At 68.8% G+C, this 16641-nt stretch carries 15 protein-coding genes; 12 read left to right on the top strand and 3 right to left on the bottom strand.

Going from position 1 to position 16641, the window contains the following annotated elements:
* Positions 1-6: 6 nt before the first annotated feature.
* Entirely contained in the window at positions 7-1212 is a 1206-nt protein-coding gene (locus G6N31_RS08395) for a serine hydrolase domain-containing protein (RefSeq protein ID WP_098006558.1), read from the bottom strand.
* Between the two features lie 118 nt (positions 1213-1330).
* On the opposite strand from G6N31_RS08395, the gene pyrR reads away from it, so the two are divergent.
* From pyrR to metK, 12 genes are all read left to right on the top strand, one after another.
* Positions 1331-1912: a bifunctional pyr operon transcriptional regulator/uracil phosphoribosyltransferase PyrR gene (gene pyrR / locus G6N31_RS08390; RefSeq protein WP_098006533.1), complete on the top strand. Its 582-nt coding sequence runs from the start codon at positions 1331-1333 to the stop codon at positions 1910-1912.
* On the top strand, positions 1909-2856 hold the full coding sequence (locus tag G6N31_RS08385; RefSeq protein ID WP_098006535.1) for an aspartate carbamoyltransferase catalytic subunit: 948 nt from the start codon (positions 1909-1911) through the stop codon (positions 2854-2856). Before pyrR ends, G6N31_RS08385 begins: the two co-directional genes overlap by 4 nt.
* Positions 2853-4142, top strand: coding sequence for a dihydroorotase (locus G6N31_RS08380; protein WP_098006537.1), 1290 nt, complete (start codon positions 2853-2855; stop codon positions 4140-4142). The genes G6N31_RS08385 and G6N31_RS08380 overlap by 4 nt, the downstream gene beginning before the upstream one ends.
* Positions 4139-4642 (top strand): PH-like domain-containing protein, encoded by a 504-nt coding sequence (locus G6N31_RS08375; protein ID WP_098006539.1) that lies wholly within the window; start codon positions 4139-4141, stop codon positions 4640-4642. Before G6N31_RS08380 ends, G6N31_RS08375 begins: the two co-directional genes overlap by 4 nt.
* A 2-nt stretch (positions 4643-4644) precedes the next feature.
* Positions 4645-5763: a glutamine-hydrolyzing carbamoyl-phosphate synthase small subunit gene (carA, locus tag G6N31_RS08370; protein WP_098006560.1), complete on the top strand. Its 1119-nt coding sequence runs from the start codon at positions 4645-4647 to the stop codon at positions 5761-5763.
* 5 nt (positions 5764-5768) lie between these two features.
* A complete protein-coding gene (gene carB, locus G6N31_RS08365) occupies positions 5769-9110 on the top strand; it encodes a carbamoyl-phosphate synthase large subunit (protein WP_098006541.1) in 3342 nt (1113 codons plus the stop codon).
* A 3-nt stretch (positions 9111-9113) separates the two neighbouring features.
* Entirely contained in the window at positions 9114-9935 is an 822-nt protein-coding gene (pyrF, locus tag G6N31_RS08360) for an orotidine-5'-phosphate decarboxylase (protein WP_098006544.1), read from the top strand.
* 378 nt (positions 9936-10313) lie between these two features.
* The gene (mihF, locus tag G6N31_RS08355; RefSeq protein WP_014815655.1) at positions 10314-10628 is read left to right on the top strand and encodes an integration host factor, actinobacterial type; all 315 of its coding nucleotides are present in this window, start codon (positions 10314-10316) and stop codon (positions 10626-10628) included.
* A gap of 7 nt (positions 10629-10635) precedes the next feature.
* The gene (gene gmk / locus G6N31_RS08350) at positions 10636-11253 is read left to right on the top strand and encodes a guanylate kinase (protein ID WP_098006546.1); all 618 of its coding nucleotides are present in this window, start codon (positions 10636-10638) and stop codon (positions 11251-11253) included.
* Between the two features lie 69 nt (positions 11254-11322).
* Positions 11323-11622 (top strand): DNA-directed RNA polymerase subunit omega, encoded by a 300-nt coding sequence (gene rpoZ / locus G6N31_RS08345; protein WP_098006548.1) that lies wholly within the window; start codon positions 11323-11325, stop codon positions 11620-11622.
* Positions 11623-11635: 13 nt separating this feature from the next.
* The gene (coaBC, locus tag G6N31_RS08340; RefSeq protein WP_098006550.1) at positions 11636-12883 is read left to right on the top strand and encodes a bifunctional phosphopantothenoylcysteine decarboxylase/phosphopantothenate--cysteine ligase CoaBC; all 1248 of its coding nucleotides are present in this window, start codon (positions 11636-11638) and stop codon (positions 12881-12883) included.
* Between the two features lie 109 nt (positions 12884-12992).
* On the top strand, positions 12993-14201 hold the full coding sequence (gene metK, locus G6N31_RS08335; RefSeq protein ID WP_098006561.1) for a methionine adenosyltransferase: 1209 nt from the start codon (positions 12993-12995) through the stop codon (positions 14199-14201).
* Between the two features lie 4 nt (positions 14202-14205).
* Here the strand turns inward: metK and G6N31_RS08330 are convergent, their stop codons facing one another.
* Together G6N31_RS08330 and G6N31_RS08325 are read right to left on the bottom strand one after the other, a co-directional pair.
* Positions 14206-15699 carry a flavin-containing monooxygenase gene (locus G6N31_RS08330; RefSeq protein ID WP_098006552.1) on the bottom strand — a complete coding sequence of 498 codons (1494 nt, stop codon included), beginning with the start codon at positions 15697-15699 and terminating at the stop codon, positions 14206-14208.
* Between the two features lie 14 nt (positions 15700-15713).
* On the bottom strand, positions 15714-16634 hold the full coding sequence (locus G6N31_RS08325) for an alpha/beta hydrolase (protein WP_098006554.1): 921 nt from the start codon (positions 16632-16634) through the stop codon (positions 15714-15716).
* Between the last annotated feature and the right edge of the window lie 7 nt (positions 16635-16641).

Genomic DNA, 16641 nt, shown 5'->3' with positions numbered 1-16641 from the left:
TCAGAATCAGATCTCCAAGGCCTGGTAAGTACTCCGGACGAACTTGGGTTGCGCGGTCTGGAGCTTGGCCAGCGACGTGTTGCCGGCGACCGCCGCGGCCGCATCCACCGTCAAATTCGGCAGGTTCTGAATCAGATAGATCAGAATCACATCGGCCGACGGGTCGGCTTGCCACCACGTGCCGTACGCCCCCGGCCACGAGAACGTGCCCGCGCCGCCCGGCCCGAAGAGGGTGCGCGACTTCGCAGGGTCGGTGACGACCGACAGATTCAGTCCGAACCCGCGACCGATCCAGAACGGTGCGCCGAGGAAATCGTGGCGTTTCTGCTCATCGGTCAAGCGGTCCCGGCGCATCGACGCGACCGATTCCTCGGAAAGCACCCGTATGCCGTCGACGGTGCCGCCGGCCAGCAGCATGCGGGCGAAGCGCAGATAGTCGTCGGCAGTGGACCACAACCCGGCCCCGCCGGTGCAGAACGGCGGATCGGTGATCGGCGCCGGGCCCATCACGTCGTCGCGCAATCCGTTGTCCGGATCGAGTGAGTACATCGTCGCGGCGCGGCCACGCGCGGCCGGGTCGACGTGAAAGCCGGTGTCGGTCATCCCCAGCGGCTCGAAGATCCGTTCGGCCAGCACCTGACTCAGCGGCTTGCCCTCGATACGGGACAACACGATTCCGAGCACATCAGTGGCATGGCTGTAGGTCAGCCGTTCGCCGGGCTGATGCACCAGCGGCAAGGCGGCCAGCTCGGACAGCCACCGGTCCTGGTCCTGGCGGGTGGGCAGCCTGCGGTAGGCATCGGACAGCGGGCCGAGCACCGAGAACATGTAGGCCAGTCCGCTGCGATGGGTCATCAGGTCTTCGACGGTGATGTGCCGCTGCGCGGGCACAGTGCGATCCAGCGGCCCGCGCGGCTCGGCCAGCACGCGCATCTCGGCGAGCTCGGGCAACCAGGTCGAGACCCGGTCGGTCAGTGTGAGCTTGCCCTCTTCGATCAGTGCCATCGCGGCGGCCACCGTGACCGGCTTGGTCATCGACGCGATCCGGAAGACGGTGTCGCGCCGCATCGGTGACCCGGCGCGGACATCGCGATGGCCAAGCTCGTTGACCTGCAGCACCTTTCCGGACTGCCAGACCAGGGTGACCGCTCCGGCCAGCAGGCCGGCGTCGATCGCCTCGGAGATGGACGCCTTGTTGCGGTCGAGATTCACCACGCAGACGCTACCTGCCGGATACGGCGCCGCCGCCTAGCGGTGCTAAGCTCGCCGCAGTTTCCGACATCCTTTAACGATCCGTCCCGTGAGGCGGAGAAGGAGGTCCGGCTCACTCGTGGGCGCACCCGACCAGCCCGGCTCCGACCGGGAGCTGATGTCCGCAGCGGACGTCAGCCGAACGATCGCCCGTATCGCCCACCAGATCATCGAGAAGACGGCGCTTGACGCGCCGGAGGCGCCCCGCGTCGTCCTGCTCGGTATCCCCACCCGCGGCGTGACGCTGGCCGGCCGACTGGCTCACAACATCGAAGAGTTCAGCGGCGTCGACGTGGCGCACGGGGCTCTGGACATCACGCTGTACCGCGACGATCTGATGAGCAAGCCGCCTCGCGCGCTGGGCGCCACCTCCATCCCCGAGGGCGGCATCGACGGTGCGTTGGTGATTCTCGTCGACGACGTCCTGTATTCGGGCCGGTCGGTGCGCTCAGCCCTCGACGCGCTGCGCGACCTCGGCCGCCCCAAGGCGGTACAGCTCGCGGTGCTCGTCGACCGCGGCCACCGTGAGCTCCCGATCCGGGCCGACTACGTGGGAAAGAACGTGCCCACCTCGCGCGCCGAGAACGTCAAGGTCCGTCTCGTCGAGAACGACGGGGTCGACGTCGTCGCCATCGCACCCTATGGAGGGCCAGCCAGGTGAAGCACCTGTTGACAGCCGCGGATCTGAGCCGCGACGACGCGCTCGCCATCCTCGACAACGCCGACCATTTCCGCGAGGCCCTGCTCGGGCGCGAGGTGAAGAAACTGCCCACCCTGCGCGGACGCACCATCATCACCATGTTCTACGAGAACTCGACCCGCACCCGGGTGTCCTTCGAGGTCGCAGGGAAGTGGATGAGTGCCGACGTCATCAATGTCAGCGCGTCCGGATCCTCGGTCGCCAAGGGCGAGTCGTTGCGCGACACCGCGCTCACACTGCGGGCCGCCGGTGCGGACGCACTGGTGATCCGCCATCCCGCGTCGGGGGCGGCCCAGCAGCTGGCCGAGTGGACCGCCGACGAGCACGGGGGTCCGTCGGTGGTGAACGCCGGCGACGGCACCCACGAACACCCCACCCAGGCGCTGCTCGATGCGCTGACCATCCGCCAGCGGCTCGGCAGCATCGACGGCAAGCGCGTGGTGATCGTCGGCGACGTCCTGCACAGCAGGGTGGCGCGCTCCAACGTTGCGTTACTGCACACCTTGGGCGCCGAGGTGGTGCTGGTGGCGCCGCCGACGCTGCTGCCCGTCGGCGTCGCGGGCTGGCCGGTAACGGTGTCGCACGAACTCGACGCCGAATTGCCGCTCGCCGACGCGGTGCTGATGCTGCGCGTGCAGGCCGAGCGGATGAACGGCGCCTTCTTCCCGTCGGCGCGCGAGTACTCGGTGCGGTACGGGCTCTCCGAGCGGCGGCAGGCGCAACTCGCCGATCACACGGTGGTGCTGCATCCCGGACCGATGCTGCGCGGCATGGAGATCGCCTACTCCGTGGCCGACTCGCCGCAGTCGGCTGTGCTGCAGCAGGTTTCCAACGGCGTGCACGTCCGGATGGCGGTGCTGTTTCACCTGCTCGTCGGGTCCGAAGAAGGAGCGATCAGCGCATGACCGTCCTCATCACCAATGTGCGCCGCTACGGCGACGGCGATCCGGTCGACGTCCTGGTTTCCGACGGTCAGATCGCCGAGATCGGGATCGGGCTACCGGTTCCGGCCGACGCCGATGTGATCGACGGTGACGGTCAGGTGCTGCTGCCCGGATTCGTCGACCTGCACACCCACCTGCGCGAGCCTGGCCGCGAGTACGCCGAGGACATCGAAACCGGTTCGGCTGCAGCGGCTCTGGGTGGCTACACCGCGGTGTTCGCGATGGCCAACACCGATCCGGTGGCCGACAGCGTGGTGGTCACCGACCATGTGTGGCGGCGTGGCCAACAGGTCGGTCTGGTCGACGTGCATCCCGTGGGCGCGGTGACGGTCGGTCTGGCCGGTAAACAACTCACCGAGATGGGGCTGATGGCCGCCGGTCAGGCAGGTGTCCGGATGTTCTCCGACGACGGCGTCTGTGTCGACGACCCGCTGGTGATGCGCCGCGCCCTGGAGTACGCCTCCGGACTCGGCGTGCTGATCGCCCAGCACGCCGAGGAACCACGGCTCACCGTCGGCGCCGTGGCGCATGAGGGGCCCAACGCCGCACGGCTGGGCCTGGCCGGCTGGCCCCGAGCCGCCGAGGAGTCGATCGTGGCCCGGGATGCGCTGCTGGCCCGCGATGCCGGTGCCCGCGTGCACATCTGCCACGCTTCCACTGCAGGCACCGTGGAGCTGCTCAGATGGGCCAAGGAGCAGGGGATCGCGATCACCGCGGAAGTGACCCCGCACCACCTGCTGCTCGACGACACCCGGCTGACCACTTACGACGGCCGCAATCGCGTCAACCCGCCGCTGCGGGAAGCCGGCGACGCCATGGCGCTGCGGCAAGCGCTCGCCGACGGCGTCATCGACTGTGTCGCGACCGATCACGCGCCGCACGCCGCCCACGAGAAGTGCTGCGAATTCGCCAACGCCCGGCCCGGCATGCTCGGATTGCAGACCGCGCTGTCGGTGGTAGCCCAGACCATGGTCGATCCCGGTCTGCTGACGTGGCGCGATGTCGCGCGGGTGATGAGCGAGAACCCCGCCCGCATCGTCGGACTGCCCGACCAGGGCCGGCCGCTGGAGGTCGGCGAGCCGGCCAACCTCACTCTGGTCGACCCGACGGCACGCTGGACGGTCGAGGGGCCGGCGCTGGCCAGCCGGTCGGACAACACTCCCTATGAGGACATGGAGTTGCCGGCCGTGGTGACGGCGACGATGCTGCGCGGCCGGGTCACCGCCCGCGACGGGAAGATCGCATGAACACCCCGACCCTGGTCGCGACGCTGATCATGGCTGCGGTGGTGGCCGTGATCATCGCGGTGGTGATCCAGGCGATGATCCGTGGCTGGCGCCGCCGTGCGGAGCGGCAGGCGCAGATCCTGGGCACGCTGCCCTCGCTACCCGACACCGTCGGCCCCGCGCTGGTGGCGCCGATCAAGGGACTCTACGTCGGCAGCACCCTGGCGCCGCACTGGAACGACCGCATCGTCGTCGGCGATCTCGGCTTCCGCGCCAAGGCGGTGCTGACCCGCTATCCGGAAGGAATCATGTTGCAGCGCACCGGCGCCGGGCCGATCTGGATTCCCGACGACGTCATCGTCGCGATCCGCGCCGAGAAGAACCTGGTGGGCAAGGCGCTCACCCACGACGGCATCCTGGCCATCCGCTGGCGGCTGCCGTCGGGCACCGAGATCGACACCGGATTCCGCGCCGACGACCGCGGCGACTACGCCAAATGGCTGCCAGAGGAGGTCGCATGACCATGGACAAGGCCGTACTCGTCCTCGAAGACGGCCGGGTGTTCACCGGCGCGCCGTTCGGGGCGGTCGGCGAGACACTCGGCGAGGCGGTGTTCTCCACCGGCATGTCCGGTTACCAGGAGACGCTGACCGATCCGAGTTATCACCGCCAGATCGTGATCGCCACGGCGCCGCAGATCGGCAACACCGGCTGGAACGACGAGGACAGCGAGAGCCGCGGCGACAAGATCTGGGTGGCCGGCTACGCCGTGCGGGATCCGTCGCCACGGGCGTCGAACTGGCGCGCCACCGGCAGCCTCGACGACGAACTGCAGCGCCAGGGTGTTGTCGGCATCGCCGGAATCGACACCCGCGCGGTGGTGCGGCACCTGCGCACCCGCGGATCCATGAAGGCCGGGGTGTTCAGCGGCGCGGCCGCCACCGCGCCGCTCGACGACCTGGTGGCCCGGGTGCAGGGCCAGGAATCCATGCTCGGTGCGGACCTGGCCGGGGAAGTCACCACCGATCGTGAATACATCGTGGAACCCGAAGGCCCCCAGCGTTTCACGGTGGTCGCGCTGGATTTGGGCATCAAGACCAACACGCCGCGCAACTTCGCTGCGCGCGGGATCCGGACCGTGGTGTTGCCGTCGTCGGCGACGTTCGACGAGATCCTCGAGCTGCGCCCGGACGGGGTGTTCCTGTCCAACGGTCCCGGCGACCCGGCGACCGCCGATCACGTGGTCACGGTCACCCGCGAGGTCCTCGGCGCCCGGATCCCGCTGTTCGGCATCTGCTTCGGCAACCAGATCCTGGGCCGCGCGCTGGGCCGGTCCACCTACAAGATGGTGTTCGGTCACCGCGGCATCAACATCCCGGTCATCGACCACGCCACCGGGCGGGTGGCCATCACCTCGCAGAACCACGGGTTCGCGCTCGAAGGCGAAGCAGGCGAGCAGTTCGGCACCGATTTCGGTCGGGCCGAGGTCAGCCACACCTGCGCCAACGACGGTGTCGTAGAAGGTGTTCGACTGGTCGACGGTCGCGCGTTCTCGGTGCAGTACCACCCCGAGGCCGCGGCCGGTCCCCGCGACGCCGGTTACCTGTTCGACCAGTTCATCGACCTCATGGCAGGGGAGTAGCAACGATGCCGCGCCGCGCAGACCTCAACCACATTTTGGTGATCGGGTCCGGCCCGATCCTGATCGGCCAGGCCGCCGAGTTCGACTACTCCGGCACCCAGGCGTGCCGCGTGCTGCGCGCCGAGGGGCTGCAGGTCACGCTGATCAACTCGAACCCGGCGACCATCATGACCGACCCGGAGTTCGCCGATCACACCTACGTCGAGCCGATCACCGCCGACTTCGTCGAGAAGGTGATCGCCCAACAGGCCGAGCGCGGCAACAGAATCGACGCGCTGCTGGCCACGCTCGGCGGGCAGACCGCCCTGAACACCGCTGTCGCGCTCTACGAGAGGGGCATCCTCGACAAGTACGGCGTCGAGCTCATCGGCGCCGATTTCGAGGCCATCCAGCGCGGCGAGGACCGGCAGAAGTTCAAGGACATCGTCGCCAAGGTGGGCGGTGAGTCGGCCCGCAGCCGGGTGTGTTTCACCATGGACGAGGTGCGCGAGACGGTCGCAGACCTGGGTCTGCCCGTGGTGGTCCGGCCCAGCTTCACGATGGGTGGGCTCGGTTCGGGTATGGCGTACTCGGCCGAGGACGTCGAGCGGATGGCCGGGGACGGACTGGCCGCATCTCCGTCGGCGAACGTGCTGATCGAGGAATCGATCTTCGGCTGGAAGGAATTCGAGCTCGAGCTGATGCGCGACGGCCACGACAACGTCGTGGTGGTGTGTTCGATCGAGAACTTCGACCCGATGGGGGTGCACACCGGGGACTCGGTCACGGTGGCTCCGGCGATGACGCTGACCGACCGCGAATACCAGACCATGCGCACCCTCGGCATCGAGATCCTGCGTGAGGTGGGTGTCGATACGGGGGGCTGCAACATCCAGTTCGCGGTGAACCCGAAAGACGGCCGTCTCATCGTCATCGAGATGAACCCGCGGGTGTCGCGGTCGAGCGCCCTGGCGTCGAAGGCCACCGGCTTCCCGATCGCCAAGATCGCGGCCAAGCTGGCCATCGGTTACACCCTCGACGAGATCGTCAACGACATCACCAAGGAAACCCCGGCCAGTTTCGAACCGACGCTGGACTACGTCGTGGTCAAGGCGCCGCGCTTTGCGTTCGAGAAGTTCCCGGGGGCCGACGGCACGTTGACCACCACGATGAAGTCGGTCGGCGAGGCCATGTCGCTGGGCCGCAACTTCGTCGAGGCGCTGGGCAAGGTGATGCGTTCGCTGGAGACCAGTCGCACCGGCTTCTGGACCCAGCCCGACGATCCCGAGGCCGACGTCGCCGAGGTCCTGGAGCGGCTGGGCACACCCACCGACGGGCGGCTGTACGACATCGAGTACGCGCTGCGGCTCGGCGCCAGCGTCGAGGAGGTCGCCGAGGCCTCCGGTGTCGACCCGTGGTTCGTCGACCAGATCGCCGGGCTGGTGGAGTTGCGCGCCGAACTGGTCGACGCGCCGGTCCTGGAAGCCGAGTTGCTGCGCCGCAGCAAGCACTGCGGTCTGTCGGACCGCCAGATCGCGGCACTGCGTCCGGAGCTGGCCGGCGAGGTCGGGGTGCGCGCGCTGCGTCAGCGGCTGGGCATCCATCCGGTGTTCAAGACCGTCGACACCTGCGCTGCCGAATTCGAGGCCAAGACGCCCTATCACTACAGCAGCTACGAGCTCGATCCGGCCGCCGAGAGCGAAGTGGCGCCGCAGGCGCAGCGGCCCAAGGTACTGATCCTCGGGTCCGGTCCGAACCGCATCGGGCAGGGAATCGAGTTCGACTACAGCTGCGTGCACGCCGCGACCACGCTGTCCGAGGCCGGCTTCGAGACCGTCATGGTCAACTGCAACCCCGAGACCGTGTCGACCGACTATGACACCGCCGACCGCCTCTACTTCGAGCCGCTGACGTTCGAGGACGTGCTCGAGGTGTACTTCGCCGAACAGGCCTCCGGCGCAGGCGGACCCGGGGTGGTGGGTGTCATCGTCCAGCTCGGCGGACAGACCCCGCTGGGGCTGGCCGACCGGCTGGCCCGGGCGGGGGTGCCCATCGTGGGCACCGCCCCCGAGGCGATCGACCTGGCCGAGGACCGTGGCCACTTCGGCGAGGTGCTCACCGCCGCCGGTCTGCCGGCGCCGAAGTACGGCATGGCCACCAGCTTCGACCAGGCGCGCCGCATCGCCGCCGACATCGGCTACCCCGTGCTGGTGCGGCCGTCCTACGTGCTCGGCGGGCGCGGCATGGAGATCGTCTACGACGACGAGACCCTGAACGGCTACATCACCCGCGCGACCCAGTTGTCCCCGGAACACCCGGTGCTGGTCGATCGCTTCCTCGAGGACGCCATCGAGATCGACGTCGACGCGCTGTGCGACGGCGACGAGGTCTACATCGGCGGCGTGATGGAACACATCGAGGAGGCCGGCATCCACTCCGGCGACTCGGCGTGCGCGCTGCCACCGGTGACGTTGGGACGCAGCGACATCGAGGCGGTCCGGCGGGCCACCGAGGCCATCGCGTTCGGGATCGGCGTGGTCGGGCTGCTCAACGTGCAGTACGCGCTCAAAGACGACGTGCTCTACGTGCTGGAGGCCAATCCGCGGGCCAGTCGCACCGTACCCTTCGTGTCCAAGGCGACCGCGGTGCCGTTGGCCAAGGCGTGCGCGCGAATCATGCTGGGCGCCAGCATCGCGCAGCTGCGCGACGAAGGAATACTGGCTCGGACCGGGGACGGCGCGACCACCGCGCGCAACGCACCCGTCGCGGTCAAGGAGGCGGTGCTGCCGTTCTTCCGGTTCCGCAAAGCCGATGGCTCTCAGATCGATTCGCTGCTGGGTCCGGAGATGAAATCGACCGGCGAGGTGATGGGTATCGCCCACGACTTCGGCAGCGCGTTCGCCAAGAGCCAGACCGCCGCCTACGGGTCGCTGCCCGCCAGCGGGACGGTGTTCGTGTCGGTGGCCAACCGCGACAAGCGGTCGCTGGTGTTCCCGGTCAAGCGCCTGGCCGATCTCGGCTTCCAGGTGCTGGCGACCGAGGGTACCGCAGAGATGCTGCGACGCAACGGGATTCCCTGCGAAGAGGTGCGCAAACACTTCGAAGAGCCTGACGAGTCACGCCCGTCGCGGTCCGCGGTCGACGCGATCAAAGCCGGCGAGGTGGACATGGTGATCAACACCCCGTACGGAAACTCCGGCCCCCGCGTCGACGGCTACGAGATCCGGTCGGCGGCGGTGTCGATGAACATCCCCTGCGTGACCACGGTGCAGGGCGCCTCGGCCGCGGTGCAGGGCATCGAAGCCGGTATCCGCGGCGACATCGGCGTGATGTCGCTGCAGGACCTGCACAGCGCGCTGGGGTCCTGACCGGTGCGCGGCTTCGGTGCGCGCCTGTCGGTGGCGATGGCGCAGCGCGGCCCGCTGTGCCTGGGCATCGATCCGCATCCGGAGCTGCTCAGGGCCTGGGGCCTCGGCGTCGACGCTGACGGCCTGGCCCGCTTCAGCGACATCTGCGTGAGCGCGTTCGCGGAGTTCGCCGTCGTCAAGCCCCAGGTGGCGTTCTTCGAGTCCTACGGCTCGGCGGGCTACGCGGTGCTCGAGCGCACCATTGCCGGTCTGCGCGATAAGGGCGTGCTCGTGCTTGCCGACGCGAAACGCGGCGACATCGGGTCGACCATGGCCGCCTACGCGGCCGCGTGGGCCGGCGACTCGCCGCTGGCCGCCGACGCGGTCACGGCGTCGCCGTATCTGGGTTTCGGATCGCTGCGGCCGCTGCTCGACACGGCCCGGCGCCACGACCGCGGAGTTTTCGTGTTGGCCGCGACGTCGAACCCGGAGGGCGCCTCGGTCCAGGGGGCACTGGCCGGCGGACGCACCGTCGCGCAGTCGATCGTCGACGCGGCCGGCGCCGAGAACTCTGCACGCGGTCCGGGCTCGGTCGGTGTCGTCGTCGGTGCCACGCTGGCCGCTCCGCCCGATGTGAGCGCCTTGAACGGCCCGGTCCTGGTGCCCGGGGTGGGAGCCCAGGGCGGCCGCCCGGAGGCGCTGGCAGGCCTTGGAGGTGCCCGCGCGGGGCAGCTGCTGCCCGCGGTCTCCCGGGAGGTGCTGCGCAGCGGTCCGGATGTCGCGGCGCTGCGGGCGGCTGCCGATCGGATGCGTGAAGCCGTCGGGTATTTGAACCGGTCCGCCTGAACGCCCCCGCGGCGCCCGCGACACGCCCGACACGCGATGACCAGCGAAATTCTCACAAAATCCGGTGGTCGGGCATGACCCGCGGCGGTGTGACGAGCGGCCGCCTGCCCCCGGCTGCCCGGTCAGGGCGCCGATACCGGCCGTAAGCAGGTCGTTTGCCTCATCCGGTGACAACGGGCCGGTACACCTCGCGCCGCCCCGCGGCGGTGCGAATGAGCCGTGACGCGCCCTACACGCTGGGCTTTTGACCCCGAAACACGGGGGTGGGGTTAGCTTTCGTCAGCATGCGTGGGTACGGTCGTCCACGCTGGCTGGTTCTGAAGAACCGCACGACCGGCCGAGACAAAACAAGATGATGGTGAGAGACGGAGGAACCCCGTGGCCCTTCCCCAGTTGACCGACGAGCAGCGCGCGGCAGCGTTGGAGAAGGCTGCTGCCGCACGTCGAGCGCGAGCCGAGTTGAAGGACCGGCTCAAGCGCGGCGGCACCAACCTCAAGCAGGTGCTCAAAGACGCCGAGACCGACGAGGTCTTGGGCAAGATGAAGGTTTCCGCGCTCCTCGAGGCCCTGCCCAAGGTGGGCAAGGTCAAGGCGCAGGAGATCATGACCGAACTCGAGATCGCTCCGACTCGCCGTCTGCGCGGGCTGGGCGACCGTCAGCGCAAGGCTCTGCTGGAAAAGTTCGACCAGTAGCGAGTCGGTGAGCGAAGGCGGGGGGCCGGACGACGCCGCGTGCGCCAAGGCGCCGGTAGTGGTGTTGTCCGGCCCGTCTGCCGTCGGCAAGTCCACCGTCGTGCGCTGCCTGCGCGAGCGGGTCCCGGACCTGTACTTCAGCGTGTCGGTGACCACCCGGGCCCCGCGCCCGGGCGAAGTCGACGGCGTGGACTACACGTTCGTGACGGCAGCACAGTTTCAGCAGCTCATCGACAACGGCGCCCTGCTGGAGTGGGCCGACATCCACGGCGGGTTGCACCGCTCGGGGACGCCGGCCGGGCCCGTGGCGGCCGCGACCGCGGCCGGGCACCCGGTTCTGATCGAGGTCGACCTCGCCGGTGCGCGCGCGGTCAAGCGGGCCTTGCCGGAGGCCACCACGGTGTTTCTGGCGCCTCCCAGCTGGGAGGTGCTGGAGGCCCGGCTGGTGGGGCGAGGCACCGAGACGCCGGAGGTGATGGCCCGGCGGCTGCAGACGGCGCGTGACGAACTGGCCGCGCAGGACGACTTCGACGAGGTCGTCGTCAACAGTCAATTGGAATCCGCGTGCGCTGAATTGGTATCCTTGCTGGTGGCCCACACGCAGGTGCGGCGCGAACATCAGTGATCGCCCTCGTCTTGCAATCCCAAATCCGAACCCCGCGCCCCACCCGAATCCGCCAGGAGAATTTCTAGAGTGAGCACCCCCCACGCCGCGGTCGACCTCGATTCGTCCGCCGCCAGCGCCTACGACACACCGCTGGGCATCACCAACCCGCCCATCGACGAGCTGCTGGACCGTGCGTCGAGCAAATATGCGTTGGTGATCTACGCCGCCAAGCGCGCGCGCCAGATCAACGACTACTACAACCAGCTCGGGGACGGCATCCTCGAGTACGTCGGCCCGCTGGTGGAGCCGGGTCTGCAGGAGAAGCCGCTGTCGATCGCGATGCGTGAGATCCACGCCGACCTGCTCGAGCACACCGAGGGCGAGTAACCGGGCCCCTGCAGTGGACCGCAAACGGATCATCGTCGGCGTCGCGGGCGGCATCGCCGCCTACAAGGCGGCCACCGTGGTCCGCCAGCTCACCGAGGCCGGTCATTCCGTTCGGGTGGTTCCCACCGAATCGGCGTTGCGGTTCGTCGGTGCCGCGACCTTCGAGGCGCTGTCCGGTAACCCGGTCCACACCGGTGTGTTCGAGGACGTCCACGAAGTACCCCACGTGCGCATCGGCCAGGGCGCCGACCTGGTCGTCGTGGCGCCGGCCACCGCCGATCTGCTGGCGCGGGCCGCCGGCGGCCGCGCCGATGACCTGCTCACCGCGACCCTGCTGACGGTCCGGTGCCCGGTCCTCTATGCGCCGGCGATGCACACCGAGATGTGGCAACACCCGGCCACCAGCGAGAACGTGGCCACGCTGCGCCGCCGCGGCGCGGTGGTGATGGAACCCGCCTCGGGGCGGCTGACGGGATCTGACAGCGGCCCCGGGCGGTTGCCCGAAGCCGAGGAGATCAGCACGCTGGCCCAGCTGTTGTTGGCCCGGGGCGACGCTTTGCCCTACGACCTGGCCGGTGTCAAGGCGCTGGTGACCGCCGGTGGCACCCGCGAACCCATCGACCCGGTCCGGTTCATCGGCAATCGCAGCTCCGGTAAGCAGGGGTACGCGATGGCCCGGGTGATGGCCCAGCGCGGTGCCGAGGTGACCCTGATCGCCGGCAACACGGCCGGTCTGGTCGACCCGGCCGGTGTCGAGGTCATTCACATCGGCTCCGCGGCCCAGTTGGCCGACACCGTGTCCAAGCATGCGCCGGCGGCCAACGTTCTGGTGATGGCGGCCGCGGTCGCCGACTTCCGGCCCGCGCACCCGGCCGTCAACAAGATCAAGAAGGGTCCGGCGGGCGAGGGCGAGCCGACCATCGAGCTGGTCCGCAACGAGGACGTCCTGGCCGGTGCCGTCCGCGCCCGCGCCGACGGTCAGTTGCCCAACATGAGAGCGATCGTCGGGTTCGCCGCCGAGACCGGCGACGCAAACGGCGATGTGCTCTTCCACGCCCGTGCCAAGCTCGCGCGCAAGGGCTGCGATCTGCTCGTGGTCAACGCGGTGGGAGAGAACCGCGCCTTCGAGGTCGATCACAACGACGGCTGGCTGCTGTCGGCCGACGGAAATGAGGCGGCCCTGGAGCACGGTTCGAAGACTGTGATGGCCAGCCGTATTGTGGACGCAATCGCGGCCTTCCTGCGCACCGGCGGAGGTTAGGTCCGAGCGGGGACTTGCTTGGGTGCAAGGGGCGCCCGTGGCGGTAGATCACCGCTTGTATATGTTGACTGACTAACTACCTCAGTTGTGCTGAGTGAAAGGGTTCGACGTGAGTGAAGCTCGGTTGTTTACCAGTGAGTCGGTGACCGAGGGGCATCCCGACAAGATCTGTGACGCCATCAGCGACTCGGTACTCGACGCGTTGCTTGCCGACGATCCGAAGTCCCGCGTGGCGGTGGAGACGCTGGTGACGACGGGGCAGGTGCACGTGGTCGGCGAGGTGACCACGTCCGCGAAGTCGGCATTCGCCGACATCACCAACACCGTGCGCGAGCGCATCCTCGACATCGGCTACGACCATTCCGACAAGGGCTTCGACGGCCTGACCTGTGGGGTCAACATCGGTATCGGCGCCCAGTCGCCGGACATCGCCCAGGGTGTCGACACCGCGCACGAGACCCGCGTCGGGGGAGCCGCCGATCCGCTGGACTCCCAGGGCGCCGGCGACCAGGGCCTGATGTTCGGTTACGCGATCGCCGACACCCCGGAACTGATGCCGCTGCCGATCGCGCTGGCCCACCGCTTGTCACGCAAGCTGACCGAGGTTCGCAAGAACGGCACGCTGGACTACCTGCGGCCGGATGGCAAGACTCAGGTCACGGTGCAGTACGACGGAAACAAGCCGGTCCGGCTGGACACCGTGGTGCTGTCCACGCAGCACGCCGACGGCGTCGACCTCGACGGCCAGCTCACCCCGGACATCACCCAGCACGTCATCGACACCGTGCTGGCCGAACTCGGCCACGAGACCATGGACACGTCCGCGCCGCGAATCCTGGTCAACCCGACCGGCAAGTTCGTCCTGGGCGGACCGATGGGTGACGCCGGACTGACCGGGCGGAAGATCATCGTCGACACCTATGGCGGCTGGGCCCGACACGGTGGCGGCGCCTTCTCGGGCAAGGATCCGTCCAAGGTCGACCGCTCTGCCGCCTACGCGATGCGCTGGGTGGCCAAGAACGTCGTCGCCGCCGGCCTGGCCGAACGCGTCGAGGTGCAGGTCGCGTACGCGATCGGCAAGGCTGCGCCGGTCGGCCTGTTCGTCGAGACGTTCGGGTCGGAGACCGTCGACCCGGTCAAGATCGAGAAGGCCATCGGCGAGGTGTTCGATCTGCGGCCCGGGGCGATCATCCGCGACCTCGACCTGCTGCGTCCGATCTACGCACCCACGGCGGCCTACGGCCACTTCGGCCGGACCGACATCGAGTTGCCGTGGGAGCAGCTGAACAAGGTCGACGACCTCAAGAGCGCCGTCTGACGACCTACCCCGTGGCGAACTCGTAGTCGTCGATCGGGAAGCGGCGGCTCCGCCAGTACGCCTCGAGCGTGCTGGCGGGGCGCAGTGGCACATCGCCGTGTTCGTCGAAGTAGTAGCTGTTGGCCAGCCGGCAGCTGTCCTGCCAGAAGATCTGGCGGTGCCGCTTGCGCATCATCTCGGCGAAGTAGCGGTCGTTGGCTTCCGGTCGCACCTCCACCCGGGTGGCCCGGCGCTGCCGGGCGGCGCGCAGACAGCGCACGATGTGACCCGTCTGAGCCTCGATGAGCGCGAAATAGGACGAGCCGACGTAGCCGTACGGGCCGAAGACGGTGAAGAAGTTCGGGAAGCCCGGAACGCTCACCCCCTCGTAGGCCTGCAATCGGTTCTCGCGCCAGAACTGGGCCAGCGAGCGTCCGTCGCGGCCGCGGACCGGAAACGTGGGCACGTTGTCGACGTCCATGACCTTAAACCCGGTCGCCAGGATCAGCACGTCCACCTCGTGCAGTGCGCCGTCGTCGGTGGCCACCCCGGTGCCGGTGATCTTGTCGATGGGCTCGGTGACCAACTCGACGTTGTCGCGGTTGAATGTCGACAGATAGGTGTTGTGGAAACCGGGACGCTTGCACCCGACGGCGTAGCGCGGTGTGAGCTTGTCCCTGGTCACCGGATCGTGCACCTGCTTGCGCAGGTAAGCCCGGCCGACGTCGGACATCCGTTTGGCCATCGGGTTGACGGTGAAGTACTGCGCCGCCAGCGGGAACGTCAGCTCGACGTAGGCCTGGCTGATCAGGCGCTGGACCGTGCGTCCCAGCGGCAGGCGCATCAGCGTGCGCGCCGCCGTCGACAGCGGGACGTCGAACTTCGGGAAACACCAGATCGGCGTGCGCTGAAACACCGTGAGCTTGTCGACCAGCGGCGCGATCTCGGGGATCACCTGCACCGCGGAGGCGCCGGTGCCGATGATCGCAACACGCTTGCCGCGCAGGTCGAGGTCGTGGTCCCAACGGGCGGTGTGCACCGTCGTCCCGCCGAACGAGTCCACGCCGGCGATGTCGGGGAGCTTGGGGACGGTCAGCACGCCGCTGGCGTTGACGAGGAATCGCGCGGTCACCACGTCGCGGTCCGCACCGGTCTGCATCTCGATGCGCCAGAGACCTTGCGTCTCTTCGTAATCGGCGCCGACCACGGTGGTGCCGAAGCGGATCTTGGGCCGCAGTCGGTACTTGTCGACGCAGTGCGCTGCGTAGGCGGCCAACTCCCCGCCGGGCGCGTAGGTGCGTGACCACGCGGTGCTCTGCTCGAAGGAGAACTGATAGGAGAACGACGGGATGTCCACGGCGATACCGGGATAGGTGTTCCAGTACCAGGTGCCGCCGACGTCGGCACCGGCTTCGACGACGAGGTAGTCCGTCATGCCCGAGCGGTCGAGCTGAATCGCGGTACCGATCCCGGAGAAACCGGCGCCGACGATGACGGTGTCGAAGTCAGGGCCTGTCATCCGAACCTCCTTGGTCAGGCCAGCGCGTCGCGCAGGGCGCGCAGGCCGCGATGTGTCGCCTCGGTGGCGGCGGGCACCACACCCGCGTATCCGAGGTAGCCGTGCACGAGCGCGTCCGCGGTGTGCAGTTCGACCGGCACACCGGCCGCGGACAGCAGTTCGGCGTAGCGCACGCCGTCGTCGCGCAGCGGGTCGTGCCCGGCGACCGCGATGTAGGCCGGCGCGGTGCCGGTCAGGTCTCCGCGGGCGGGGACGAGCGTGGCCGGCGGCGGAGAGACCGCGGCGTCACCGAGGTACCAGCGGGTGAATCCCTTGCACGCGTCCAGCGAGAGGATCGGCGCTTCGGAATTCTCGGCGAACGACGGCAGCGACGTGTCGAAGGTGGTGGACGGATACCACAACAGCTGCATCCGCAGGGCCTGACCGGCGTCGCGGGCGAGCTGGGCCACCACGGCCGCCAGATTCCCGCCCGCGGAATCACCCGCGACGGCGACGCGTTGCGGGTCCCCGCCCAGGGCGTCGGCGTTGTCGAACACCCACTGCGCGACGGCCCAGGTGTCCTCCACGGCCGCCGGATACGGGTGCTCAGGGGCCAGCCGGTAGTCCACCGACACCACGACCGCGGCGCCGCCCGCAGCGTGCAACCGGGCGGTGCCGTCGTATGTGTCCAGGTCGCCGACCGACCACCCGCCACCGTGGACGAAGATCACCACCGGCAGCACCGCCTCCCCGGTCGGCGGACGGTACACCCGCACGGGAACCGGCCCGGCCGGCGAGTCGATGACCCGGTCGTCTGCGTTGACCTCGGGGTGAAGCTCTCGGCGCGGCAGGTCGCGGAATCGCTGCCGGGCGTCCTCGGGACCCCCGTCGGTGGTCAATCGGAACGGAACGGCCTCGAGCACCTGCTGCAGCACGGGATCCACCTCGACGGCCATGCAGTCA

The sequence above is a fragment of the Mycolicibacterium duvalii genome (assembly GCF_010726645.1).
Classification (GTDB): domain Bacteria; phylum Actinomycetota; class Actinomycetes; order Mycobacteriales; family Mycobacteriaceae; genus Mycobacterium; species Mycobacterium duvalii.
This window is presented reverse-complemented; position numbering and strand designations above follow the sequence as displayed.